Source organism: Ruegeria sp. CJ3 (assembly GCF_056536725.1).
Genome location: NZ_JBQFQE010000006.1, coordinates 182,824 through 205,280, shown reverse-complemented (window position 1 = coordinate 205,280; position 22,457 = coordinate 182,824). Strand labels below are relative to the sequence as shown.

Sequence of the window (22,457 nt, the reverse complement as noted above, 5' to 3'; positions counted from 1 at the left end):
CCTGCTTCATCTGGCCAAAAATATCCTGGGGGTGTGGGGGCAAAGCCCCCGCCGGTCGCTACATCGAAAAAGAGGTGCCGCAGCCGCAGGAGGAGGTGGCGTTAGGGTTTTCGATGACAAACCGGGCCCCGATAAGTTCCTGCGTGAAATCAATCACCGCATTCTCCAGAAACGGCAGCGAAACCGAGTCGACGATGACCTTCTGGCCCAACCCCTCCAGCACGAGATCGTCTTCTCGGGGTTGGTCTAGTGCGATTTCGTATTGAAAACCAGAACACCCACCGCCTTCTACTGCAACGCGCAGGGCCTGACCCTGATCGGCGGCTCCGATCTCGGCCAGGCGTTCAAATGCGCGGTCTGTAACTGTTGGGGGCAGATTCATGCCGGACTCCAAAGGTTTATTTCCTCAGCGCTCTACAATATATGAAATCCAGAGACAGGCGACAAGGACAAGACCATTGGAGCGAGCGGGTTTTGCCTCGGATCCGGGCCGCGCTAGGGGGCGGCTGGTGCCCGAGGAAGAAAGCAGTTTCCGGTCATGCTTTCAGCGAGATCGGGACAGGATCATTCATGCCAGCGCCTTTCGGCGGCTCAAGCACAAGACGCAGGTTTTTGTCGAACATGAGGGCGACAGCTATCGCACCCGTCTGACCCATTCGATTGAGGTCGCGCAGGTGGCACGGACCATTGCCGGGGCGCTGGGTCTGAATCCCGAACTGACCGAGGCGGTGGCGCTGGCCCATGACCTGGGGCACACGCCGTTCGGCCACACCGGTGAGGATGCCTTGCACGCTTTGATGGCGCCTTACGGCGGGTTCGATCACAACGCGCAGGCCATTCGCATCGTCACCCGGCTTGAACGTCACTATGCTGAGTTCGATGGTTGCAACCTGACCTGGGAATGTCTGGAAGGGATCGCAAAACACAACGGCCCCGTTCTGGGGGCGTTGCCATGGGCGCTGGCCGAGTGCAATCAGGGGTTCGATCTGGAACTGCACACACACGCCAGCGCCGAGGCGCAGGTGGCGGCGCTGTCCGACGATATCGCCTATAATAACCACGATCTTCTGGATGGGCTGCGGGCTGGACTGTTCACGGATGAAGAGATTCAGCAACTGCCCATCGTGGGCGATTGTTATGCCGAGGTGGACAGGAAATACCCCGGTCTCGACACTTATCGCCGCCGGCATGAGGCGCTGCGCCGGGTGTTCGGGGTCATGGTTTCGGATGTCATAAACACCTCTGCAGATCTGATCTTGCAATCCGGCGCGCAATCGGTCGGGGACATTCGCCATCTGGGTCATCCCGTGATCCGCTTTTCGGCTGAGCTGTGGGCGCAGCTGAGACAAATCCGGGCGTTTTTGTTCGCCCGCATGTACCGGGCGCCCAGCGTGATGGCAGTACGCGCGCAGGTCAGCAAGGTTGTCGAGGAGCTATTTCCGATCTACCTGAACGACCCCCGGCAAATGCCCGCGCGTTGGCATCCGGATATCGAAACGGCGGGGGATGAAACGGCGTTGGCGCGGATTGTTTCGGATTACATCGCAGGGATGACGGACCGCTTCGCTCTGCAAGACCACGCCCGGCTGACCGGGGGCTGATTACTCGATCCCGATATAGGCCAGCGCCCAGACCTGTTGCCCGGCCTGTTCCTGCGCCAGATCGGCATCGTCGATGGGCGGGAAGACGATCATCGTCGGCCCGTAGCCCCCGATCCCCATCGGCACGCCGTCCGCATGGGTCGCAACGATGGGTTGGTGTGCCTCGATGCTGGGCCATGGGATTTCGGCCTGGTAGCCGTCCAGCGCCATGGGTAGGGCCGATTTGCCGGTGGCCCCTGCCATTGCCATGACCTCAGACAGCAGCGGGCCTGAGAAGGTGTAGTCGCGCTGATGGTCTTCGGGGCCATAGGGGATGGTAATCTCGACCTGCGCAAGCCCGTCCAGCATGGCGGCGTCAAAACCGGCGGCCCCGTCATGGGTGACCTCAAGAAACCCAAGCAAGCCGCCGTCATTTTCACCGCGCGCGGGCAAGTTGGTTTCGTCAACCGCGCCGCCCAGCGTCAGGATCACGTGGCCCTGCGGCGCGGGCATTTCGGCCCAGACAGCAGAGGCGGTCAGCAACAGGGTAAGGGGTAGGGCAAGGCGCGTCATTGGGGGCTCCGGCGGTTGTATTGCAAATATGACATTACCGGTCTGCGCGGCTGAACCAAGTGCAAACTTTAGGCGTCCATTGACCTTGGCGCTTTGCGTGATAAACCGCACGGCAAGCAGAAGGACATTCGAAATGAACCTGTTTTCCGAGATCCGCGTCCTTGTTCTGGACGCGCTGGCACAAATGCAGTCCGACGGCGGGCTGCCCGTGGGGTTGAGCTTTGACAATGTGGCGGTCGAACCTCCGCGCGATACGGCGCATGGCGACATGGCGACCAACGCGGCGATGGTGCTGGCCAAGCCGGCCGGAATGAAGCCCCGCGACATTGCCGAAGCTCTGGCAGGTAAGCTGGCCGCTGATGACCGGATCACCAGCGCCGAGGTCGCAGGCCCCGGGTTCCTGAACCTTCGGCTGGCGCTGCCGGTCTGGCAGGGCATCGTGGGATCGGTTCTGGAAAAGGGCACGGATTACGGCAAGTCCGATATGGGCACGGGCAAGGCCGCAAATGTCGAATTTGTCTCGGCCAACCCCACCGGACCGCTGCATGTGGGCCATTGTCGGGGCGCGGTGTTTGGCGATGCGCTGGCGGGTCTGCTGGATTACGCCGGGTTCGACGTCACCCGGGAATACTGGGTCAATGATGGCGGCGGGCAGGTCGATGTGCTGGCACGGTCCGCCTATGAACGCTACCGCGAGGCCAACGGGCTGGAATTCGAGGTAAAAGACGGGTTGTACCCCGGCGATTACCTCGTATCGGTGGGCGAAGCGCTGAAACAGAAGTTCGGCGACAGCATGATCGACAAGCCCGAGGCCGACTGGCTTGTGACCTTCCGCGATTTCACCATTGACGAAATGATGCGGCAGATCCGCGAAGATCTGGGCATGCTGGGGGTTCAGATGGATGTCTGGACGTCCGAGCGGTCGTATTATGACAGCGGCAAGATCGAAAAGACGCTGGAAGAGCTCAAAGAGATGGGGCTGGTCTATCGCGGCGTGTTGGAGCCGCCCAAGGGCAAAGCCCCGCCAGAGGACTGGGAACCGCGCGAACAGATGCTGTTCAAGGCGACCGAGTATGGCGACGATGTCGACCGCCCGGTGCAGAAATCGGATGGCGGCTGGACCTATTTCGCGCCCGATCTGGCTTATCACTATGACAAGATCAAGCGTGGCTTCGATGTCATCATCGACGTGTTCGGGGCCGACCATGGCGGCTATGTCAAACGGATGAAAGCGATTGTGGCCGCATTGGATCACGAAAAGCGGGTGTCCTTCGACATCAAACTGACGCAGCTTGTGAAGCTGTTCAAGAATGGTGAACCGTTCAAGATGTCGAAACGGGCAGGGACCTTCATCACCCTGCGCGACGTGTTAGAGCAGGTCGGCCCCGACGTCACCCGCTTTGTCATGCTGACGCGGCGCAACGATGCGTCGCTGGATTTCGACTTTGACAAGGTTCTGGAACAAAGCCGCGAGAACCCGGTGTTCTACGTGCAATACGCCCATGCCCGCGTCATGAGCGTGCTGCGCCGTGCTGCCGAGGCCGGGATCGATGCGCAGGATGCGGCCCTTGCCGGGGCGGATCTGGGCAAGATCGATCATGGTTCGGAGCTGGCCGTTGCGAAGAAGCTGGCAGAATGGCCACGGTTGGTCGAGATTGCTGCCCGCACCAACGAACCGCACCGGGTTGCCTTCTATCTGTATGAACTTGCAGGGGATTTCCACGCGCTTTGGAATAAGGGCAACGACGAAACCCAGCTGCGTTTCATTCAGGATGGCGATGTTGCCACAAGCCAGTCGAAAATCGCATTGGCCCGCGCTGTTTCTGTTGTGATTTCAGCGGGCTTGGGTATTCTTGGCGTTACCCCGGCGCAGGAGATGCGATAACCAATATCGCCCGAACCGCCGGTACGAGGTAGGCAAGAAATGACCCGCGCGCCACTTTTTAAGGCGCCAAACGGGCGGTGAGGCGGATATGGCACGTTACGATTACTCGGGGCAGGCAAGCCCCGAGCAGATGCATTACTCGAATCAAGCGCATCCCGAGGATGCGTATGACTATCCCGACGAAAATTATGGTTATGACGAAGCCCCGCGCGCGGGCGCAGGGCTAGGTCGTATTGTGAATGTTCTGGGGGCGGTTGCGTCTTTGGCCTTGGTCGCGGGCGTCGGAGTCTGGGGCTACAAGCTGGTAATGCGGGATGTCAGCGGCGTTCCGGTTGTACGCGCCGCCGAAGGTCCGATGCGTATCCAGCCGGAAAACCCCGGCGGAACGCCCGCCGATCATCAGGGGCTGGCGGTCAACACTGTGGCTGCCGTGGGCTCTGCTGCAGCTCCGGCTGACCGGTTGATCCTCGCACCGCGCCCGGTGTCTCTGACTGACGAAGACAAGCCGATGGGTGCGCCGCAGGCCACGAACGCCCTGCATGTGGTCGAGGAACCTGCCACCGATCAGGCGGCTGTGAATGCGCTGGTCGAGGGGCTGGCCGCTGAAATCCAGCCCGAACAAACGCCCGAACAGGGGGTGCAACTGGCCGCGTTGGTGACGCCCGAGGAAGAACCGGCGATTGACCCGGTCGATTTCGCGGCTCAATTGCCTGATCCGAAAATCGCGGCGCTACCGGGCGTACGGCGGTCGCTGCGCCCGCATGTGCGTCCGGCGCGCGCGACCCCAAGCTCGGTTTCGTCTAGCAGCGCCACCGAGGCGGCCATCAACGCTGCCGTCAAGGCTGCTGTTGGTCTGGATGTGGACCCGAACGCTTTGCCCAAGGGAACGCGGCTGGCGCAGTTGGGTGCGTATGAAAGCTCTGATGTGGCGCAAGCGGAATGGGCACGCCTGAATGACAGGTTTGGCGAATATATGGATGGAAAACAGCGTGTTATCCAGAAAACCTCAAGCGGTGGCCGAACCTTCTATCGCCTGCGCGTCATGGGGTTCGATGATCTGAGCGACTCGCGCCAATTTTGCGCTGCGCTGGTTGCGCAGGGGGCTGACTGCATCCCGGTCGCCGTCCGGTGAGCTTTGGCGCGGTCATCTCCGATGCCGAAGGGCTGCGCCTGACGTCGGATGAGAAGGCCCTGTTCAAAGAGATGAACCCATTTGGGTTCATTTTGTTTGCTCGAAATATCGAAAGCGCCGATCAGACCCGCGCGCTGTGCGAGGATTTTCGTGAGGCCGTGGGGCGGAACTGCCTGATCACTGTCGATCAGGAAGGAGGCCGGGTGCAGCGTTTGCGGACCCCTTTGGCCCGCGAATGGATGCCGCCGCTGGATCATGTCACCCGCGCGGGGGATCAGGCGGAACGGGCGATGTATCTGCGTTATCGCCTGATCGCGCATGAATTGCTTGGACTGGGGATCGATAGCAATTGCGCGCCAATGGTTGATCTGGCCCGCGACGACACCCATGCGTTTCTGAAGAACCGCTGCTATAGCTCTGATCCGAAACAGGTTTCCGAGATTGGTCGCGCCGTTGCGCAAGGTCATCTGGATGGCGGGGTACTGCCGGTTGTCAAACACATGCCCGGCCATGGCCTGTCGACACTCGACAGTCATCACGACCTGCCGCATGTGGATCTACCGCTGAAAACGCTGGATGAGGCGGATTTTGCGCCGTTCCGTGCGCTCAATGACCTGCCGATGGGGATGACAGCGCATCTGGTTTACGATCAGATTGACCCTCAGCCCGCGACGATTTCGGCCGCGATGATGACGCTGATCCGCGAGCGCATTGGCTTTGACGGATTGATCATGACCGATGATATCACGATGAAGGCTTTGCAAGGGGCGCCCTCAGATTTGGCGCGTCAGGCGCTGGACGCCGGATGTGATGTGGTTTTGCATTGTAACGGAGCGTTTGACGAACGCGCTCAGGTGCTGGAAGCCGCCGGTCAGATGCCTGATGCGGCACAAGCCCGCGCAGATCGCGCGCTGGCGATGCGCCAGCCACCGCAGGAACTTGACATCCAGGCCGCCGAGGCGGAACTATCTGCCCTAATGGGCGGGCAGGTATATGCAGGATAACCTTTTCAGCGAAGACCCGGTCTCGGTCGCGGATCGGCTTGCCGCCGAGGCGCTGATCGTTGATGTGGACGGGTTCGAAGGCCCGCTGGATGTGCTGCTGACCCTGTCGCGGACGCAAAAAGTGGACCTGCGCAAAATCTCGGTTCTGGCGCTGGCGCAGCAATATCTGACCTTTGTCGAAAAAGCGCGGCAATTGCGGATCGAGCTAGCAGCCGACTATCTGGTGATGGCGGCGTGGCTGGCCTTCCTGAAGTCCCGCCTGTTGCTGCCCCCCGACCCGGATGACGAAGGGCCTTCGGGTGAGGAACTGGCGGCGCATCTCGCGTTCCAGCTGGAACGCCTGCAGGCCATGCGCGACGTCGCTGCACGACTGATGGCGCGCGATCAGCTGGGTCGTGATTTCTTCAAACGCGGGCAGGGCGAGGATGTGACCCGCATTCGCACAGTGACGTATTCAGCCACGCTGCTGGACCTGATGCAGGGCTATGCGCGCATCCGCACCCGTGACGAATTCCGTCCCTTCGTCATGGACCGCGACGCTGTTTTCACGATGGAACAGGCACTGGAACGGATGCGCCCTTTGATCGGTTTTGCCGGGGCGTGGACGGATATGGAGACCTATCTGCCCGACGGCTGGGAGGCTGACCCGGTGCGCCGCAGGTCCGCCACGGCGGCAACCTTTGCGGCCTCGCTGGAGTTGGTGAAAGAAGGACATATGGAGATCAAGCAAAGCGAGACCTTTGCCCCGATCCAATTGCGCAAGAGGACAGAAACCCGTGACTGACGCCCCCGAAGAAACCGGCACCCTGTTCGAAGCGCCCCCCCTGGCCGAGCAGGAACGCATGGTCGAAGCGGTCCTGTTCGCAAGCGCCGAACCGGTGACCATCGCCGACCTTGAGGCGCGGATGCCCCATGGCAGCACTGCCGCGCAAGCTGTTGAATCACTTCAGAAACGGTATGAGGGGCGTGGCGTGCGCGTGGTGCGCGTGGGCGAGGCCTGGGCGATCCGCACGGCCCCCGATCTGGGCTTTCTGATGCAAAAGGAAACCGTCGAAACCCGCAAGCTGAGCCGCGCCGCGATCGAGACATTGGCCATCGTCGCCTATCATCAGCCCTGCACCCGAGCCGAGATCGAGGAAATTCGTGGAGTGTCCGTCTCGCGCGGGACCATCGATCAATTGCTTGAGATGGAGTGGATCAGGCTTGGTCGCCGTCGCATGACGCCCGGCCGTCCGGTGACCTTTGTCGTGACGCCCGAGTTTCTGGATCATTTCGGGCTGGAGAATGCTCGCGACCTGCCGGGTTTGAAAGAGCTGCGCGCCGCCGGGCTGCTGGAAAACCGGCCTCCGCCGGGCGCGGTGCCGCTGGGCGAGGGGCAAGAGGAAGAAGACGAAGATCAGACCGAGCTGTTCGAGGAAGAGTGATCGGACAGCCCTTTTATTGCCGCAGAATGCGCTTAGTGTAAGGCGCAGAAAACGGAGTTGAGCAGATGAATGCCAATCGGATCATCGATATGATCGTGCGTCAGGTGATGCGCCGCCTTGTGAACCATGGGGTCGACAAGGGGATTGATATGGCTGGCCGCGTTGGCCGTAAGCCTGGCCAGTCAGCGCCCCCCGACAGCCCGGAAGCTGATCGCCAGATGCGTGATACCGCCGCGCGCCAGAAACAGGGTGCAAAGCAGATGAAGCAAGTTTCCCGTCAGATGCGCCGGTTCATGAAGTTCTGACGATTAGCCTACGGGCTTGAAATGTTTGGACAGTTTCAGGCCCTGACCCTGATAGTTCGAGGCAATGCCCGCGCCATATAGCTGCGTCGGCATTTCGGCCATTTTCTCATAGACCAGCCGTCCGACAACCTGTCCGTGCTCGAGTACGAAAGGCGCCTCGTGACAGCGCACTTCCAGCACCCCGCGCGAACCGGCACCACCTGCCTCGGCGTGACCGAAGCCGGGGTCGAAGAAACCAGCATAATGCACACGGAACTCGCCGACCATGGCCAGATAGGGGGCCATTTCGGCGGCGTACATCGGCGGGATATGCACCGCCTCGCGGCTCACGAGGATGTAAAATGCGCCCGGGTCCAGGATGATGCGACCGTCTTTGGTGCGCACTTCTTCCCAATACTCCTGCGGGTCGTATTCGCCGATCCGGTCTAGGTCGATCACGCCAGTATGGGGTTTTGCGCGATAGCCGACCAGATCGGTGTCGGGCAGTTGCAGGTCGACTGAAAAGCCCAACCCGTCCTGAATGACGGCTGGCCCGTCGACCAGCGGGGCCTGATCGTGGAGCGCGGTCAGTTCCGTATCGCTCAGCACCGCTTGCCCCTTGCGGAAACGAATCTGGTTCAGACGCATCCCCGGACGCACCAGAACCGAGAACGACCTTGGGCAAATCTCGGCATAAAGCGGGCCGGTATAGCCCGCGGGGACCCGATCGAACTCGGTGCCGCCATCGGTGATGGTACGGGTCAGCAGGTCCAGCCGCCCGGTCGAGCTTTTGGCATTGGCCACCGCGCTGACGTCATTGGGTAGGGCCAGCGATTCCATCAGCGGCATCAGATAGACGCAGCCTTTTTCCAGAACCGCACCGTCGGTGATGTCGATGCGGTGCATCTCGAACTCTGCCAGACGGTCGGAGACTGAGCGTCCTTCACCCGCCAGAAACGAGGCGCGGATGCGATAAGCGACTGTTCCCAAACGCAGATCAAGACTGGCCGGTTGAACCTGCGCCGGAATGACGTCCGGGCTGGCGGTGATCTCACCGCGCGAAATCATCGCCTCAAGCTGCTGGTTTGGGCAAACACCTGTCATCTCGATCCCCTCTGATGCCAGAGCGGGATCTGGCCTATGTGCCATAAACGTCGGTGTGATTTGGTCGGGCTAGCAGGACTCGAACCTGCGACCTTCCGTCCCCCAGACGGACGCGCTACCAGGCTGCGCCATAGCCCGACGTTGACGTGTTCATAAAGACTTTCCCGGCAGGGGCAAGAGGAAATCATCGCCTTTTTTGTTATCCCGCCGCGTGGTTTTCGACCCGATCCAGCCACCTGCGCAGGTCCTTGGCGATGGGTGCGATCTGATGCAGCAGCGCATCGTCATACTCGTCCCGATTCCACGCCAGCGACGTGATGCCCCCCATCAGCGGAGCCGCGTCGACTTCATCCGGTTGCCGGGATGGTTCCGGGGCTGCCGCCACGGCGGGTTTGGCGGGTTCGCCCAGATCCATATTGATCTGATCCGCCGGTTCTGCGGGTTTGGCCGTGAAAGGGATAACCGTGCTGTCGACGATCGGCTCGGACCCGGTGTCATCCAGAGCAGGGGATAGCGACGCCACATGCGCTACGCCTTGCTCGCGCAGGATGCGTTGAACGCCTTTGATGGTGATCCCGTCCTCGTGCAGCAGTTTCTTGATCCCGCCCAGCAGCCGCATGTCATTGGGGCGGTAGTACCGCCGCCCCCCGGCGCGTTTGACCGGTTTGACCTGCGTGAACTTGCTTTCCCAGAATCGCAGCACATGAGCCTGAACTCCGAGCCAATCCGCAACTTCACTGATGGTGCGAAATGCGTCGCGAGACTTACTCATAACACGGACGTCCTGACCTTACTTGCGGTTCCCGGCGGCGACGCGATCCTTCATCAGGTGCGACGGGCGAAAGGTCAGCACGCGGCGCGGCTGAATTGGAACTTCTTCGCCGGTTTTGGGGTTGCGGCCGATGCGGGCGGTTTTGTCCCGAACGCTGAAGGTCCCGAAAGACGAAATCTTGACCTGCTCGCCACGCACCAGCGCGTCGGACATATGGTTCAATACGCTTTCGACCAGTTGCGCGCTTTCGTTGCGTGATAGGCCAACCTCGCGAAAGACGGCCTCGCTCAGATCCATTCGGGTCAGTGTTTTGTCGCCCATGCTTTTTCCCCTGTTGATGGGCAAGCATATGGCGATGCAAAATTCGCTGTCAATATCAATGAATTGCGCTCGGCTCTGTAAGCTGGATTGTGCCGGTTACCAGCGCAGGGCAACCGCGCCCCAGGCCAGACCACCGCCAATGGCCTCGGTCACGATCAGATCACCCTGCTTGATCTGCCCGCGTTGCTTGCCCACAGACAGGGCCAGGGGGATGGATGCTGCCGAGGTATTGCCGTGGTCCTGAACGGTGACGACGACGTTGTCCATCGGCAGGCCCATTTTCTTGGCAGTGCCCTGAATGATGCGGATATTGGCCTGATGCGGCACGATCCAGTCGACATCGCCGCTGGTCAGGCCTGCACGCTCCAGCGCGACCTCGGCGGTTTTGGCCAGTTTCTCGACCGCGTGGCGGAAGACCTGATTGCCCTGCATCCGCAGATGGCCTGTCGATTGGGTCGACACGCCGCCATCCACATAGAGAAGATCCTTATAGCGCCCGTCCGAATTCAGATCGGTCGCCAGAATACCGCGATCGTCGGACGTGCCTTTACCTTGCTGTTCCTCCAGCACCAGCGCGCCTGCGCCATCGCCAAACAGCACACAGGTCGACCGGTCGGTCCAATCCATGATTCGCGAGAATGTCTCGGCCCCGATTACCAGCACGCGCTTGGCCTGACCCGACAGGATCAGGGCGTTGGCGTTGCTGAGCGCAAAGACAAACCCGGCGCAGACTGCCTGCACGTCGAAGGCAAAGCCACGGGTCATGCCCAGACGGGCCTGAACCATGGTGGCGGCAGAGGGGAAGGTCAGGTCGGCGGTCGAGGTCGCCAGCACGATGGCGTCGATATCATCGGCGGTCAGCCCGGCGTCGGCCAGTGCGGCTTCGGCGGCCTTGGTGGCCAGATCGGATGTGGTTTCGTCATCAGCGGCGAAGTGGCGACGCTCGATCCCGGACCGGCTGCGAATCCACTCGTCCGTGGTATCCAGCGTTTTTTCGAACTCGGCGTTCGGTACGACACGTTCCGGCAAATAATGCCCGACACCTACAACAACTGAGCGGCCTGCCATGCTGGGGTACTGCCTTTTTTGTTATTATTCCGATTGAGACACGGAATGGGCCGCATCTTGTGCAAGGGCGGCTGTTGATGCAACCCGTGCTGCCAATTTTTCCGAGAAACCGGATTCGGCCAGTGTAAAGGCCAGTTTGACCGCTGCCGAAACGCCAGTTGCATCTGCTCCGCCATGGGATTTGACCACGGTGCCATTCAGCCCCAGAAAGACGCCGCCATTGACCTGACGCGGGTCGATCCGTTTCTTCAGACGGTTCAGCGAGGTGATCGCAAGGATCGAGGCCAGACGCGAGAGCGGAGAATACTTGAACGCCTGGCGCAACAGGTCTCCGATCAGGTTGGCTGTGCCTTCGCCGGTTTTGATCGCAACATTGCCGGTGAATCCGTCGGTGACGATCACGTCGGCCTTATCGCCGGGAATGTCGCTGCCTTCGACAAAGCCCACAAACTCGAAATTCGCCTGATCTGCGAAGTCCGAGATCATGGCGTGGGCCTCTTTCAACTCAGCACGGCCTTTGTGCTCTTCTGTGCCGACATTCAGCAATCCAATCCGAGGACGGCCAAGCGCCATGCCGTTGCGCGCATAGGAGGCCCCCATCAGCGCGTATTGCAGCAGGTCTTTGGCGTCGGCCCGCACATCTGCGCCCACATCCAGCATCACGTTGAACCCCTGCGGATTACGCGAGGGCCACAGGATCGCAATCGCGGGGCGGTTCACGCCGGGCAACTTGCGCAGGCGCAGCATCGACATCGCCATCAGCGCACCGGTGTTCCCGCACGAAACTGCGCCATGGGCTTCGCCTTGGCGGACTGCCTCAAGCGCGGACCACATCGAGGTGTTCTTGCCGCTGCGGACAACCTGACTGGGTTTGTCATCCATCGTGACCACGTCGGGGCAATCACGAAAAACGACGCGCCCGTCAAGGACACGCCGTTTGGCAACCAGCTTGCGCAGTTCCTGTTCCTGACCGTGCAGGATGAACCCGATATTGGGGTTCTTGTCCGCAGATTTGGCAATGCCCGCCACAACGACGGCAGGGCCCGAATCTCCGCCCATAGCGTCAACCGAGATGGTGATCCGTCCGGTTTGCGTGGGCTGATCCGTCATGCCTTGGCCTGCGTCCAATCAGGCTTAGGCCGCGTCTTCGTCCAGGTCGATTTCGTCGGCCTGAGCGACGACTTCACGGTCATCATAGTGGCCGCAGGACGCGCAGACGTGGTGCGGGCGCTTCAGCTCACCGCAGTTTGCGCATTCGTTCGGGTTTGCAGCAACCAGAGCGTCATGTGCGCGGCGATTGTTGCGGCGCGACTTGGAAACTTTGTTCTGTTGGACGGCCATGGTCTCAACCTTTGTCTGATATGGGCCAGCAGATTCGCCGCCGGCCGGGTTACGTTCTTCGTTTTCTCGTGGTTTGACGCGCGTTTAAGGGGCTTGCCCCGCAATGTCCAACCCAAAATCCAATGAGCGCGCGAAAATACTGCGATTCTCGCCATGTTCAAGCGGTTTTTCTGGCCGCTTGCTATGACAGGAAATCAGCCCCCTGTCACTCGTCTTTTTTCAGCGCATCGCGCAGCCCAGCCAGACCGGCAAAGGGTTTTACATCCTCATCCGTCAGGGCCTGTTTGCCCGGCTCGGTATAGTCGGCCTGACCCAGTTCGGCCCCATCTTTGCGCGGGTATTGGGGCAGGGCCAGCGACAGCGCCTCGACCATGATCTGCGCAGGGTCGATCTCGGCGCCCAATGGCTCGGTTTCGTCCCCCTCGGGGATTTCGAACTCGGGCTCGTCCGGGTCGGTCCAATCGGCCAGAAACACTCGAGTCACGGGGGTATCGATGCGCGTGGTCACCGGTTCCAGCGTCACAACGCACGGCTGGATCACCGTCGCGCCCAGTTTTGCCTCAAGCACCCAGTCGCGCTTGCCTTGCGCACGCAGCGCGCCCACAAAGCTCAGCTTGCGCAGGCCCTGCAGGCCAAGTTCCAGCTTGATCGCCTCCAGCGCCTCGCCGGTGGGGCGCAGTTCGAAGGGCGTCGGTGCGTTTTGCGGCAGGTCGGTGACGCGCAAAGATGTCGGGTTGCTCATTCGTGAGGTTTTCCTGTGTTGAACCGGGGCTGCGGTTTGATGTAATCGGATAGGGTCCGCAAGGGGCCAAGGCAAGAGGGTGTGCAAGTTGATGGGTGTGAACAGGGTGAAACCGGCGTCGAAAACGCTTGTCTTTGCGGCCTGTCTGGCAATCGCGGGCGCATGTTCGCCGGTGTTCAAGAATCACGGCTATGTGCCGCCGCCCGAGGATCTGGCCAAGATCAAGGTCGGTGTCGATACGCGCGAAACAGTGGAAGAGGCCATCGGCGCGCCCAGTTCTGCCGGTCTGGTCCGGGACTCGGGCTATTATTATGTCGCCTCGCGCATCCGCACGTCGGGCGTCCGGCGGCCCGAGGTCGTCTCGCGCCGGCTGGTCGCGATCAGCTTTGATCAGCGCGGCGTCGTGCGCAATATCGAGCGGTTCGGCCTTGAAGATGGCTATGTCATCGTGCTGGACCGCCGCGTGACCGATTCCAACGTCGAGGACAAAGGGTTCCTGCGTCAGCTGCTTGGCAATATCGGCAACTTCAACCCGGCAAACATCCCCGGGGCCACCAACTAAATCGCCCGGACCTCTTGCAGAGGTCACGCGTTCGTCACACCTGTTATGGTAGGGCAGGACAAGACGAACGGTCAGCAACCGCATAAGGGGGCGATGATGGCTGAGCTGTTGAACAAAGGCCGATACCGGGCCCGGCTGGCCGGGTCTGCGCGGGATGTGGCCGCGGCGCAGGCGCTGCGGACGCTGGCGTTCGGAACGTCGGGCACGGATCGCGATATGTATGACGCCCAATGTGCCCATGTTCTGATCGAGGATATGCGGTCCGGTGGGCAGTTGGTCTGCTGTTTCCGTATGCTGACGATGCAGGACGGCTCCGAGATCGGGTGCAGCTATTCGGCGCAATTCTATGATTTGTCCGCTTTGAACGGGTTTTGTGGTCCGATGGTCGAGATGGGCCGGTTCTGCATCCACCCCGATTGGACCGATCCCGACATTCTGCGCGTGGCATGGGGCGCGATGACGGCCTATGTGGATCAGAACGGCATCGAAATGCTGTTTGGCTGTTCTTCCTTCGCAGGGACCGAAACAGACGAGTATCTCGACGCGTTCGCCATGCTCAAGCATCGTCATCTGGCGCCCAAGCGCTGGTTGCCGCGGGTCAAGGCACCGGACGTGTTCCGCTTTGCCGCCCGTCTGCGGCGCAGGCCGAACGTGAAACAGGCGATGCTGCGGATGCCGCCCTTGCTGCGGACCTATCTGATGATGGGTGGCTGGGTCAGCGATCATGCGGTGGTGGATCGGCATATGAACACGCTGCATGTGTTTACTGGGCTTGAGATTGGGGCGATTCCCGCTGAACGCAAACGTCTGTTGCGGGCGGTGGCCGGGTGATTTGAGTATTTGTGAAAAGGTGAAGCAGGGGCGTTGACGCCTTGTGTTCACCGGTTTAGCTGGCGGACATGGCGAGAATTCCTTTGTTGCAGATGTCCGGTATTTCCCTGACCTTCGGGGGCGATCCGGTGTTTTCCGATCTTGATCTGGTGGTTCAACCGGGCGACCGCGTGGCGCTGGTCGGGCGGAACGGGTCGGGCAAGTCGACCCTGATGAAAGTGATGGCTGGTCTGGTCGAGGCCGATCAGGGGGATATCGTGATCCCGCCTGGAAAATCAGTCGGTTACATGGAGCAGGACCCGGGGATGGAGGGGTTCGCGACGCTGGGCGACTATGCCGCAAGCGGGTTGGAGCTCGGTGAGCTGTATAAGGTCGAACGCGCCGGAGAGGGGCTGAAATTCGACCCCGAACGTGCGGTCGAAACCGCCTCGGGCGGCGAGCGGCGGCGCGCGGCGCTGGCCAAGTTGATGGCCGAAGCACCGGATCTGATGCTGCTGGACGAGCCGACCAACCATCTGGACATCGAAGCGATTGCATGGCTGGAGCGCGAGTTGGGCGCGACCCGTGCAGCCTATGTTCTGATCTCGCACGATCGGGCTTTTTTGCGTGCGCTGACGCGGGCGACCTTATGGATCGATCGCGGCGCTGTGCGGCGACAGGAGCAGGGGTTCGAGGCCTTTGAGGGCTGGCGCGACAAGGTCTGGGAGGAAGAAGATCAGCAGCGTCACAAGCTGAACCGTCTGATCAAGTCAGAGGCGCGGTGGGCCGTTGAGGGCATCAGCGCGCGTCGCAAACGCAATCAGGGCCGGGTGCGCGCCCTGCAGGCGCTGCGGGCCGAGAAGGCGGCGCAGATCAAACGCCAGGGCTCGGCTGCTATGGCGTTGGAATCCGGCCCGAAATCCGGCCGCAAGGTGACTGAAGCCAAGGGATTGATGAAGGCGTTTGGCGCGCAGCAGATTGTGCGTAACTTTGATCTGCTGGTCCAGCGCGGGGATCGTGTCGCCTTTGTCGGGCCCAACGGGGTGGGAAAAACCACGCTGCTGAAAATGTTGCTGGATCAGGTGGAGCCGGATGAGGGCACCGTTTCGCTGGGCACGAATCTCGAGATCGCTGTGTTTGATCAAGCGCGTGCGCAGTTGGACCCCGAGATGACGCTGTGGGACAGTCTGACAGGTGACCCCGAGATGCGGGTCTCGGGCAAGGCCGATCAAGTGATGGTGGGCGGGCAGCCCAAGCATGTGGTGGGCTATCTCAAGGAGTTTCTGTTCGACGATGCGCAGGCAAGAGCGGCTGTTAAGTCCTTGTCAGGTGGGGAAAAAGCGCGGTTGTTGCTGGCCAAGCTGATGGCGAAATCGTCGAACTTGCTGGTACTGGACGAACCGACAAACGATCTGGATGTCGAGACGTTGGACCTGCTGCAAGAGTTGCTGGACGACTATGACGGGACCGTTCTGCTGGTCAGCCACGACCGGGACTTTCTGGACCGCGTGGCCACCACGACCATCGCGATGGAGGGCAACGGGCGGGCCACGGTTTATGCCGGAGGCTGGTCCGACTATATTGCTCAGCGTGGCGATTTATCTGAGAAAAAAGAAGATAAAACAAAGGCATCAAAGCCAAAGGTGAAGCAAGAGGCGAAGCCGAAAGCAGGGTTGTCGTTCTCGGAACGACACCGGCTTGAAAAGCTGCCCGCCGAGATCGCGCGGCTTGAGGCCGAGATTGCCAAGCTGGAAGAGTTGATGTCGGATCCGGACCTGTTCTCGCGTGAGCCGGTGAAGTTCCAGAAGGCGACTGAAGCGTTGGTTGAGCGGCAGGAAAAACTGTCGGCGGCTGAGGAAGAGTGGCTGACGCTGGAAGAGAAGGCCGAGGCCGGTTGAGTTCGTTTTGTACGTCCGCGAAACGGTGGTTTGTTTGAATTGTACAAATTTTCAGCCGCGGAAACTCCGGTTTTGCCAACGGTTTGTTAACCGATCTATGTGATCTGTTGGGAACCAAGTCGACGACCGTTCTGCGGGCCCCGGTTCGGATGGGGGCGCTGGTCCGATCTCTCGGCTCAGCGCATCCGCAATGCGCCGTCGATGCGGATGACCTCGCCGTTCAGATAGCCCATCTCGACGATGAACCCGGCCAGCCGTCCGTATTCTCGTGGGTCGCCCAGGCGGGCGGGGTTTGGGACGTCGGCGGCAAGCTGGTCCTGCACCTCTTGCGGTAGGCCGGCCAGCATCGGGGTCATGAAGATGCCCGGGGCGATAGCCATCACACGGATGCCGGTTGAGGCGAGGTCGCGTGCCATCGGCAGGGTCATGCCGACCACGCCGCCCTTGGATGCGGCATAAGCGGCCTGACCTTTCTGGCCGTCGAAAGCGGCGATGGAGGCGGTGTTGATGATCACGCCGCGCGCGCCGTCGGGGTCAGGGTCGTTGCGGGCCATCTCGGCGGCTGCCAGACGCGATACGTTGAAGGTGCCGATCAGATTGATGTCGATGGTGCGCTGGAAGGCATCCAGCGGATGGGGGCCATCTCGGCCTACGGTTTTGGCACCGATGGCGATGCCTGCACAGTTCACTGCGGCGGTGATCTTGCCCATCTTGTCTACCGCATGTGCGATCGCGGCCGTGACCGAAGCTTCGTCCGTCACGTCGGTCTGTGCGAAATATCCGCCAATCTCCGAGGCGACCTGCGGGCCGCGGTCGGCATCGCGGTCGAGGATGGTGACCTGCGCGCCCTGTTCGGCGAAATGGCGGGCGGTGGCTTCGCCCAGGCCCGACGCGCCGCCGGTGATGATCGCTGCAGTGGTGGATAGCTGCATGGTCGCTCCTCCCTAGGATTTGAACAATTGTTCATTAAACGGATCGCCGGGGTGCTGTCTACTGTTTTGAGGGTGTCTGGCCTGTTGGGGAAGGCTCGAACTGACAGTTTACGGTCGGGTCGCTGTTTCGTGAATGAACAACCCGTGGGCCGGGCGTGTTTGGTTTTCAGGAGGTACCGATATGTTGATGTTAACGAATGCGAAGCGCACACTGGGCGCGATTGTTGCGGCTCCTGTCGTGGGGGTGATGATGGCGGGCAGCGCGGCGGCTGCCACCGAGGTATGCGATGGGCGGGTTGCGCGCGATCTGGCCAATGCAGGGGATTATGCGGGGCTGTGCGATTGTGCGCAGGTGACGCCGAGTTTCCTCAAACGGCTGCAGAGGCGGTCGGATTTCGAGACGGTTCTGGGTGTGACCGGGGCGCAATGTCCGGGGCTGGCGGGGCTGTTGACCGATCTGCCCACGGCGAGCATCGCAGCGGCGTCGCCGCGGGGCGAGGATCGCAACTCGGACCCGAATGAGTTTGACGGTGGGCCCGGCGGCGATACCGGTGGCGGTGGCGACACTGGCGGCGGTGGAGATACCGGCGGCGGTGGAGATACTGGTGGCGGTGGAGATACTGGCGGCGGCGGTGATGCCGGTGGCGGTGGAGATACTGGCGGCGGTGGAGATACCGGCGGTGGCGGTGGCGATACTGGTGGCGGTGGTGATACCGGCGGCGGTAAGCCGGGCGCTGAGAAGGACGGTCAGGCCCGCGCTGAAAAGGCCAGAGCCCGGGCTGACGCGGCGCGATCAAAAGCCAACGCCAAGGCCGACGCGGCCCGCGCCCGGGCGGATGCTGCCAGATCGGGCGGTAAGTCCAAAGGCAAAAGCAAAGGCGGCAAAGGCAAGGGTAAGAGCAAGTAAATGCGCTGATCCGGCCATGATGCCTTTGGCAAAAATGGAAACGGCCACCGATCAAGGTGGCCGTTTTTCGTTTCTGCGGTCTGGGTTTAGCCCAGCTGCACCAGCGCGTGCCGCTTTTTGCCCGCGCTCAGCTTGATCGGTGAGGACAGCGCGCCCGCGTCGATCATCAGCCCTGCATCGGTCAGAGGGGCATCGTCCAGCTTGGCTCCGTTCTCGGCGATCAGGCGTTTGGCCTCTTTGCCCGATTTGGCGAGGCCGGATTTGACGATGATCTGCACGATCGAGGCGGGCAGGTCTTCGGCGTTCAGCGTCAGGGTCGGAAGGTCCTCGCCCACGCCGCCTTTTTCGAACACTTCTCGGGCTGTGGCTTCGGCTGTGGCTGCGGCTTCGGCCCCGTGCAGCAGGGTGGTGACCTCGTTGGCGAGGCGGATTTTGGCCTCGTTGATCTCGGACCCTTGCAGTGCGGCCAGACGGTCGCATTCGTCGACGGGCAGTTCGGTGAAGATTTTCAGGAACCGACCCACATCGGCGTCGGTGGTGTTGCGCCAGAACTGCCAGAACTCATAGGCACTCAGCATGTCGCCGTTCAGCCAGACGGCTCCGCCCTGCGATTTGCCCATCTTGCGGCCATCGCTGGTGGTCAGAAGCGGCGTGGTGAGCCCGTAGATTTCGTGATCCAGCACGCGGCGGGTCAGGTCGATGCCGTTGACGATGTTGCCCCATTGGTCGCTGCCGCCCATCTGCAGAACGCAGCTATAGCGGCGGTTCAGCTCAAGGAAGTCATAGGCCTGCAGGATCATGTAGTTGAATTCGAGGAAGCTGAGCGATTGTTCGCGATCCAGGCGCGATTTCACCGACTCGAACGACAGCATCCGGTTGACCGAGAAATGCCGCCCGATATCGCGCAGGAAATCGAGGTAATTCAGGCTGTCGAGCCATTCGGCATTGTTCAGCATCAGCGCGCCGGTGTCGCTGTCGTCATAGGACAGGTATTTCGAGAACACCTGCTTCATGCCCGCGATATTGGCGTCGATCTGTTCGGGGCCCAGCAGGGGGCGTTCGTCCGAGCGGAATGAGGGATCGCCCACCTTCGTGGTGCCGCCACCCATCAGGGTGATCGGTTTGTGGCCGGTTTTTTGCAGCCAGCGCAGCACCATGATGTTCATCAGGTGCCCCACATGAAGCGACTGCGCGGTGGCGTCATAACCGATATAGGCCGTCTGCACCCCGCTGATCAGCGCCTCATCAAGGCCCTGATAATCGGTGCAGTCGGCGAGAAAGCCGCGCTCGATCATCGTGGCGATGAAATCCGATTTGGGGTGGTAGGTCATAGCGTGCCCTTTGGGTTGATATTGCGGGGCACTGTATAGGCGGCGGGATGGGTGAGGGAAAGATGCGTTTTTCAGACGCTGTCAGGGCTTTTTCTGTGCGGTCGTCGCGGGCAGGCCCATGGCATAGGCCATGGCTGCCAGATTGAGCGCCGCGAGCGCGATGATCGGGGTCATCGGATCATGCAGATGCGCCACCGCGCCGAGGATGGCGGCAAAGACGATCCCCACCAGCCCGGCACTGACATCGCCGAGGGCGACGAGGTAGGGGCGCTCTTTTTCGTCCGTCATCTCAATGACGTAGAGGTAGCGGCCATAGATCACTCCGTTACCGCCCAGCGACAGAAGGCCGATCACCAGCGCGTATAGCTGGACGTTCTGGGCATAGCCCATTAGCGTGAAGGCCAGCGCCATCAGCGCCGAGGCCGCCGAGATCAGGCAACCCATCCACATCACCGGTTTGACCGAGATGCGGCTGCTGAGCCAGCCCCAGACCAGCGATCCGATCACCATCCCGGCACTGGCGGCGATGACGAAATAGCTGAGCGAGTGTTTGGTACCCACGTGATAGGTCGCTGCGTGGATGGTATAAAACGGCATCGCCAGTTCGACCGAGATGAAGATCAGCCGGGCCAGCAGGAACTTGCGATACCACGGATAGGCCATGCCGGTTTTGAACCCGGTGGCCAGTTCCGCCAGCGGTTTTGGCTTGGCGGTGGGTTTGGGGGCAGGGCGGTCGTCTTCGAAGATGCGCACCCCGGCAAAGCTGATGCCCGCGGCGAACATGGCAAAGACGCCGCACCACATCACGACGATATGGCGCTGCATGGGTTGGTCCGAGACCAGAAGGTCTTTGGTCAGCCACACCACCACGATGGCCAGCGCGCCCGAGATCGTGGCCTGCGCAAACACCATGCGGTTGCGTTTTTGGTCGGGAATCGAAACGCCGTAGATCTGGCTGGTGCCGAGGCTGGTGATGCCCTGACACAGGCCCATTACAATCGCTGTGGTCAGAAACAGCAGCACCACCAACAGTTGCGGAAGTCCGGTCGCGAACAGGGCTACGACGGACAGGATCAGCGCGGTCAGCAGGTTGGGGACATAGACCGCCAGCTTTGCGCGGGTGACACGGTTGACGAAGGGTGAGACGAATATCTCCGCGATCAGCCGCGCTGCGGTGACGAAGGGCAGCAGCAGGCCGGCGACAAATGTGGGTGCTCCCAGCGCCAGATAGAGGAAGGGCAGGACCAGACGGGGATTGACCAGTTGCCCTCCGATCGTGGAGAGCGCGCCGGACCAGAAGATCAGCTGATAGTTGCGGTTTTCCACCGGGGCTGTGGTGTTCTTTTCCATGTCTCGGCGCTGTGTTCTGTCAGATGCATCAGGGGTTTCTTGCGTCATATTACATAAGTTCAGAAATTGGCTTGCGAAAATCTTGCCCATGGGCGTGCCTTTACAGAGTCTGTGACCGAAAAATACCGGCTTTGCGGTGAATGCGTCTTGTCAGGGACTGGGGTCTGGGGGCAGTTTGAAACTTGTGCAGCGTCTGGTTGAGTGGCCCTTGCTGGCCTTCGCGGATGGACGCGCGGAATTGAGCAGGAGAGAGGCGTGAGCCGGAGCAACGGAAAAACCGGGCCGATCCGGGCGCTGGGGGCGATGTCGGGGACCTCGCTGGATGGTGTGGATGCCGCTGTGGTCGAAACCGACGGGCAGCGGATTTTTGGCTTTGGCGAGAGCCGCTATCGCGCCTATTCCGAGGCCGAGCGCGCCGTTCTGCGGGCGGCGTTAGGTCATTGGCACGGGGCCGAGGTTGAGGCAGCGGGAGAATTGGTGACGCTGGCCCATGCCGAGGCATTGGCCGAGTTCGAAGATGTCGACATGATCGGTTTCCACGGCCAGACGCTGGCGCATGAGCCGCGCGGGCGCGGGACGTTGCAGGTGGGCGATGGGATCGGCCTGTCGCAGGCCTTGGGTCTGCCGGTTGTCTGGGATTTTCGCAGCGATGATGTGGCGTTGGGCGGAGAAGGTGCGCCGCTTGCGCCGTTCTTTCACTTCGCCTGCGCCAAGTGGATTGGTGCGGATGTGCCGTTGTGTTTTCTGAATTTGGGTGGGGTTGGCAATCTGACCTATGTGGACCCGTCGTTTGAGGGGCCCGAAGCGTCAGGGGCGTTGCTGGCGTTTGACACCGGGCCCGCGAATGCGCCGGTGGATGATCTGATGCAGGCGCGTTTGGGCCTGCCGATGGATCGCGACGGGGCGCTGGCGCGCGACGGGACCGTCGAGACCGGCGCGCTGGAGCTGTTTTTGGCCGAGCCGTTTTTTAACCGGATGCCTCCGAAATCATTGGATCGAAACGATTTTGCCGAGATGATCGGGTTGGTTCAGGAACTCAGCGATGCGGATGCGGTAGCGACGCTGACGGGTATGTGCGCGGCGGGTGTGGTGCAGGGTATGGAGCATTGTCCGAAGCCGCCTGCGCGGTTGCTTGTCACGGGCGGAGGGCGGCGCAATCCGGTGTTGATGGAGATGCTGCGCGTGGCGCTGGATTGTCCGGTCGAGCCGGTGGAGGCTGTGGGTCTGGATGGCGATATGCTGGAGGCACAGGCCTTTGCCTATCTCGCGGTGCGGGTGGCGCGGGGGATGCCGACCTCGTGCCCCGGAACGACCGGGGTCAGTGCGCTGGTGGGGGGCGGGGTTGTGTCGTCTCCGGCGCGGGAGGTTGTGGCGCGCGGGTAGGGGGCTCTGCCCCCGTCGCTGCGCGACTCCGCCGGGATATTTTTGGCCAGATGA

The 22,457-nt window shown here is 61.4% G+C and carries 24 protein-coding genes and 1 tRNA gene; 12 read left to right on the top strand and 13 right to left on the bottom strand.

The genetic code is table 11. The annotated features are described in order from the left end of the window. Positions 1-58 precede the first annotated feature (58 nt). On the bottom strand, positions 59-382 hold the full coding sequence (locus ACR0J1_RS13010; protein WP_480529571.1) for a HesB/IscA family protein: 324 nt from the start codon (positions 380-382) through the stop codon (positions 59-61). Here ACR0J1_RS13010 and ACR0J1_RS13005 point away from each other — a divergent pair. Further along, positions 381-1,601, top strand: coding sequence for a deoxyguanosinetriphosphate triphosphohydrolase (locus ACR0J1_RS13005; RefSeq protein WP_480733235.1), 1,221 nt, complete (start codon positions 381-383; stop codon positions 1,599-1,601). The genes ACR0J1_RS13010 and ACR0J1_RS13005 overlap by 2 nt on opposite strands. On the opposite strand, the gene ACR0J1_RS13000 is transcribed toward ACR0J1_RS13005, so the two are convergent. Further along, positions 1,602-2,153, bottom strand: a complete 552-nt coding sequence (locus ACR0J1_RS13000; protein WP_480733234.1) for a putative pterin-binding protein — start codon at positions 2,151-2,153, stop codon at positions 1,602-1,604. Between the two features lie 133 nt (positions 2,154-2,286). Here ACR0J1_RS13000 and argS point away from each other — a divergent pair, with 133 nt between their 5' ends. The 6 genes from argS (at position 2,287) to ACR0J1_RS12970 (ending at position 7,903) form a co-directional block, all read left to right on the top strand. Further along, positions 2,287-4,038: an arginine--tRNA ligase gene (gene argS / locus ACR0J1_RS12995; protein WP_480733233.1), complete on the top strand. Its 1,752-nt coding sequence runs from the start codon at positions 2,287-2,289 to the stop codon at positions 4,036-4,038. An 88-nt stretch (positions 4,039-4,126) separates the two neighbouring features. Continuing rightward, positions 4,127-5,170 carry an SPOR domain-containing protein gene (locus ACR0J1_RS12990; protein WP_480733232.1) on the top strand — a complete coding sequence of 348 codons (1,044 nt, stop codon included), beginning with the start codon at positions 4,127-4,129 and terminating at the stop codon, positions 5,168-5,170. After that, complete coding sequence (nagZ, locus tag ACR0J1_RS12985; protein WP_480733231.1) at positions 5,167-6,174, top strand: beta-N-acetylhexosaminidase; 1,008 nt, start codon at positions 5,167-5,169, stop codon at positions 6,172-6,174. The genes ACR0J1_RS12990 and nagZ overlap by 4 nt, the downstream gene beginning before the upstream one ends. Then, positions 6,164-6,958, top strand: coding sequence for a segregation and condensation protein A (locus ACR0J1_RS12980; protein ID WP_480733230.1), 795 nt, complete (start codon positions 6,164-6,166; stop codon positions 6,956-6,958). Before nagZ ends, ACR0J1_RS12980 begins: the two co-directional genes overlap by 11 nt. Further along, the gene (scpB, locus tag ACR0J1_RS12975; RefSeq protein WP_480733229.1) at positions 6,951-7,598 is read left to right on the top strand and encodes an SMC-Scp complex subunit ScpB; all 648 of its coding nucleotides are present in this window, start codon (positions 6,951-6,953) and stop codon (positions 7,596-7,598) included. Before ACR0J1_RS12980 ends, scpB begins: the two co-directional genes overlap by 8 nt. Positions 7,599-7,663: 65 nt before the next feature. Beyond that, entirely contained in the window at positions 7,664-7,903 is a 240-nt protein-coding gene (locus ACR0J1_RS12970; protein WP_480733228.1) for a hypothetical protein, read from the top strand. Positions 7,904-7,906: 3 nt separating this feature from the next. Here the strand turns inward: ACR0J1_RS12970 and ACR0J1_RS12965 are convergent, their stop codons facing one another. The 8 genes from ACR0J1_RS12965 to ACR0J1_RS12930 form a co-directional block, all read right to left on the bottom strand. Beyond that, positions 7,907-8,986 carry a 2'-deoxycytidine 5'-triphosphate deaminase gene (locus ACR0J1_RS12965; protein WP_480733227.1) on the bottom strand — a complete coding sequence of 360 codons (1,080 nt, stop codon included), beginning with the start codon at positions 8,984-8,986 and terminating at the stop codon, positions 7,907-7,909. 61 nt (positions 8,987-9,047) lie between these two features. Next, positions 9,048-9,124, bottom strand: a tRNA-Pro gene (locus ACR0J1_RS12960). Between the two features lie 61 nt (positions 9,125-9,185). Continuing rightward, positions 9,186-9,758, bottom strand: a complete 573-nt coding sequence (locus ACR0J1_RS12955) for a MerR family transcriptional regulator (protein ID WP_480733226.1) — start codon at positions 9,756-9,758, stop codon at positions 9,186-9,188. 18 nt (positions 9,759-9,776) lie between these two features. Continuing rightward, positions 9,777-10,079 carry an integration host factor subunit alpha gene (gene ihfA / locus ACR0J1_RS12950; protein WP_008755922.1) on the bottom strand — a complete coding sequence of 101 codons (303 nt, stop codon included), beginning with the start codon at positions 10,077-10,079 and terminating at the stop codon, positions 9,777-9,779. A gap of 96 nt (positions 10,080-10,175) precedes the next feature. Continuing rightward, positions 10,176-11,147 (bottom strand): beta-ketoacyl-ACP synthase III, encoded by a 972-nt coding sequence (locus tag ACR0J1_RS12945; RefSeq protein WP_480733225.1) that lies wholly within the window; start codon positions 11,145-11,147, stop codon positions 10,176-10,178. 24 nt (positions 11,148-11,171) lie between these two features. After that, positions 11,172-12,257, bottom strand: a complete 1,086-nt coding sequence (gene plsX / locus ACR0J1_RS12940; RefSeq protein ID WP_480733224.1) for a phosphate acyltransferase PlsX — start codon at positions 12,255-12,257, stop codon at positions 11,172-11,174. Positions 12,258-12,281: 24 nt separating this feature from the next. After that, positions 12,282-12,488 (bottom strand): 50S ribosomal protein L32, encoded by a 207-nt coding sequence (gene rpmF, locus ACR0J1_RS12935; protein ID WP_037316137.1) that lies wholly within the window; start codon positions 12,486-12,488, stop codon positions 12,282-12,284. Between the two features lie 205 nt (positions 12,489-12,693). Further along, on the bottom strand, positions 12,694-13,230 hold the full coding sequence (locus ACR0J1_RS12930; protein WP_480733223.1) for a YceD family protein: 537 nt from the start codon (positions 13,228-13,230) through the stop codon (positions 12,694-12,696). Between the two features lie 91 nt (positions 13,231-13,321). On the opposite strand from ACR0J1_RS12930, the gene ACR0J1_RS12925 reads away from it, so the two are divergent. The 3 genes from ACR0J1_RS12925 to ACR0J1_RS12915 all read left to right on the top strand — a co-directional run bounded on the left by ACR0J1_RS12925 (position 13,322) and on the right by ACR0J1_RS12915 (position 16,500). Next, the gene (locus tag ACR0J1_RS12925; RefSeq protein ID WP_480733222.1) at positions 13,322-13,792 is read left to right on the top strand and encodes an outer membrane protein assembly factor BamE; all 471 of its coding nucleotides are present in this window, start codon (positions 13,322-13,324) and stop codon (positions 13,790-13,792) included. Positions 13,793-13,888: 96 nt separating this feature from the next. Beyond that, positions 13,889-14,623 carry a GNAT family N-acetyltransferase gene (locus ACR0J1_RS12920; protein WP_480529585.1) on the top strand — a complete coding sequence of 245 codons (735 nt, stop codon included), beginning with the start codon at positions 13,889-13,891 and terminating at the stop codon, positions 14,621-14,623. Positions 14,624-14,691: 68 nt separating this feature from the next. Beyond that, positions 14,692-16,500: an ABC-F family ATP-binding cassette domain-containing protein gene (locus tag ACR0J1_RS12915; RefSeq protein WP_480733221.1), complete on the top strand. Its 1,809-nt coding sequence runs from the start codon at positions 14,692-14,694 to the stop codon at positions 16,498-16,500. Positions 16,501-16,676: 176 nt separating this feature from the next. On the opposite strand, the gene ACR0J1_RS12910 is transcribed toward ACR0J1_RS12915, so the two are convergent. Continuing rightward, on the bottom strand, positions 16,677-17,432 hold the full coding sequence (locus tag ACR0J1_RS12910; RefSeq protein WP_480733220.1) for a 3-hydroxyacyl-CoA dehydrogenase: 756 nt from the start codon (positions 17,430-17,432) through the stop codon (positions 16,677-16,679). 181 nt (positions 17,433-17,613) lie between these two features. Between ACR0J1_RS12910 and ACR0J1_RS12905 the strand changes: the two genes are divergently transcribed. Beyond that, on the top strand, positions 17,614-18,339 hold the full coding sequence (locus ACR0J1_RS12905; RefSeq protein WP_480733219.1) for a hypothetical protein: 726 nt from the start codon (positions 17,614-17,616) through the stop codon (positions 18,337-18,339). An 86-nt stretch (positions 18,340-18,425) separates the two neighbouring features. Here the strand turns inward: ACR0J1_RS12905 and tyrS are convergent, their stop codons facing one another. Together tyrS and ACR0J1_RS12895 are read right to left on the bottom strand one after the other, a co-directional pair. After that, a complete protein-coding gene (gene tyrS / locus ACR0J1_RS12900) occupies positions 18,426-19,670 on the bottom strand; it encodes a tyrosine--tRNA ligase (RefSeq protein WP_480733218.1) in 1,245 nt (414 codons plus the stop codon). A gap of 81 nt (positions 19,671-19,751) precedes the next feature. After that, positions 19,752-21,020, bottom strand: coding sequence for an MFS transporter (locus ACR0J1_RS12895; RefSeq protein ID WP_480733217.1), 1,269 nt, complete (start codon positions 21,018-21,020; stop codon positions 19,752-19,754). Between the two features lie 255 nt (positions 21,021-21,275). On the opposite strand from ACR0J1_RS12895, the gene ACR0J1_RS12890 reads away from it, so the two are divergent. Next, entirely contained in the window at positions 21,276-22,403 is a 1,128-nt protein-coding gene (locus ACR0J1_RS12890; RefSeq protein WP_480733215.1) for an anhydro-N-acetylmuramic acid kinase, read from the top strand. The last annotated feature ends 54 nt before the right edge of the window (positions 22,404-22,457 follow it).

What these genes read in the sequence shown, in the direction of transcription:
- ACR0J1_RS13005 (WP_480733235.1), top strand. Translation starts at nt 381, where the DNA reads ATGCCGGACTCCAAAGGTTTATTTCCTCAGCGCTCTACAATATATGAA.
- ACR0J1_RS13010 (WP_480529571.1), bottom strand. Translation starts at nt 382, where the DNA reads ATGAATCTGCCCCCAACAGTTACAGACCGCGCATTTGAACGCCTGGCC.
- ACR0J1_RS13000 (WP_480733234.1), bottom strand. Translation starts at nt 2,153, where the DNA reads ATGACGCGCCTTGCCCTACCCCTTACCCTGTTGCTGACCGCCTCTGCT.
- argS (WP_480733233.1), top strand. Translation starts at nt 2,287, where the DNA reads ATGAACCTGTTTTCCGAGATCCGCGTCCTTGTTCTGGACGCGCTGGCA.
- ACR0J1_RS12990 (WP_480733232.1), top strand. Translation starts at nt 4,127, where the DNA reads ATGGCACGTTACGATTACTCGGGGCAGGCAAGCCCCGAGCAGATGCAT.
- ACR0J1_RS12980 (WP_480733230.1), top strand. Translation starts at nt 6,164, where the DNA reads ATGCAGGATAACCTTTTCAGCGAAGACCCGGTCTCGGTCGCGGATCGG.
- ACR0J1_RS12970 (WP_480733228.1), top strand. Translation starts at nt 7,664, where the DNA reads ATGAATGCCAATCGGATCATCGATATGATCGTGCGTCAGGTGATGCGC.
- ACR0J1_RS12965 (WP_480733227.1), bottom strand. Translation starts at nt 8,986, where the DNA reads ATGACAGGTGTTTGCCCAAACCAGCAGCTTGAGGCGATGATTTCGCGC.
- ACR0J1_RS12955 (WP_480733226.1), bottom strand. Translation starts at nt 9,758, where the DNA reads ATGAGTAAGTCTCGCGACGCATTTCGCACCATCAGTGAAGTTGCGGAT.
- ihfA (WP_008755922.1), bottom strand. Translation starts at nt 10,079, where the DNA reads ATGGGCGACAAAACACTGACCCGAATGGATCTGAGCGAGGCCGTCTTT.
- ACR0J1_RS12945 (WP_480733225.1), bottom strand. Translation starts at nt 11,147, where the DNA reads ATGGCAGGCCGCTCAGTTGTTGTAGGTGTCGGGCATTATTTGCCGGAA.
- plsX (WP_480733224.1), bottom strand. Translation starts at nt 12,257, where the DNA reads ATGACGGATCAGCCCACGCAAACCGGACGGATCACCATCTCGGTTGAC.
- rpmF (WP_037316137.1), bottom strand. Translation starts at nt 12,488, where the DNA reads ATGGCCGTCCAACAGAACAAAGTTTCCAAGTCGCGCCGCAACAATCGC.
- ACR0J1_RS12930 (WP_480733223.1), bottom strand. Translation starts at nt 13,230, where the DNA reads ATGAGCAACCCGACATCTTTGCGCGTCACCGACCTGCCGCAAAACGCA.
- ACR0J1_RS12925 (WP_480733222.1), top strand. Translation starts at nt 13,322, where the DNA reads ATGGGTGTGAACAGGGTGAAACCGGCGTCGAAAACGCTTGTCTTTGCG.
- ACR0J1_RS12920 (WP_480529585.1), top strand. Translation starts at nt 13,889, where the DNA reads ATGGCTGAGCTGTTGAACAAAGGCCGATACCGGGCCCGGCTGGCCGGG.
- ACR0J1_RS12915 (WP_480733221.1), top strand. Translation starts at nt 14,692, where the DNA reads ATGGCGAGAATTCCTTTGTTGCAGATGTCCGGTATTTCCCTGACCTTC.
- ACR0J1_RS12910 (WP_480733220.1), bottom strand. Translation starts at nt 17,432, where the DNA reads ATGCAGCTATCCACCACTGCAGCGATCATCACCGGCGGCGCGTCGGGC.
- ACR0J1_RS12905 (WP_480733219.1), top strand. Translation starts at nt 17,614, where the DNA reads ATGTTGATGTTAACGAATGCGAAGCGCACACTGGGCGCGATTGTTGCG.
- tyrS (WP_480733218.1), bottom strand. Translation starts at nt 19,670, where the DNA reads ATGACCTACCACCCCAAATCGGATTTCATCGCCACGATGATCGAGCGC.
- ACR0J1_RS12895 (WP_480733217.1), bottom strand. Translation starts at nt 21,020, where the DNA reads ATGGAAAAGAACACCACAGCCCCGGTGGAAAACCGCAACTATCAGCTG.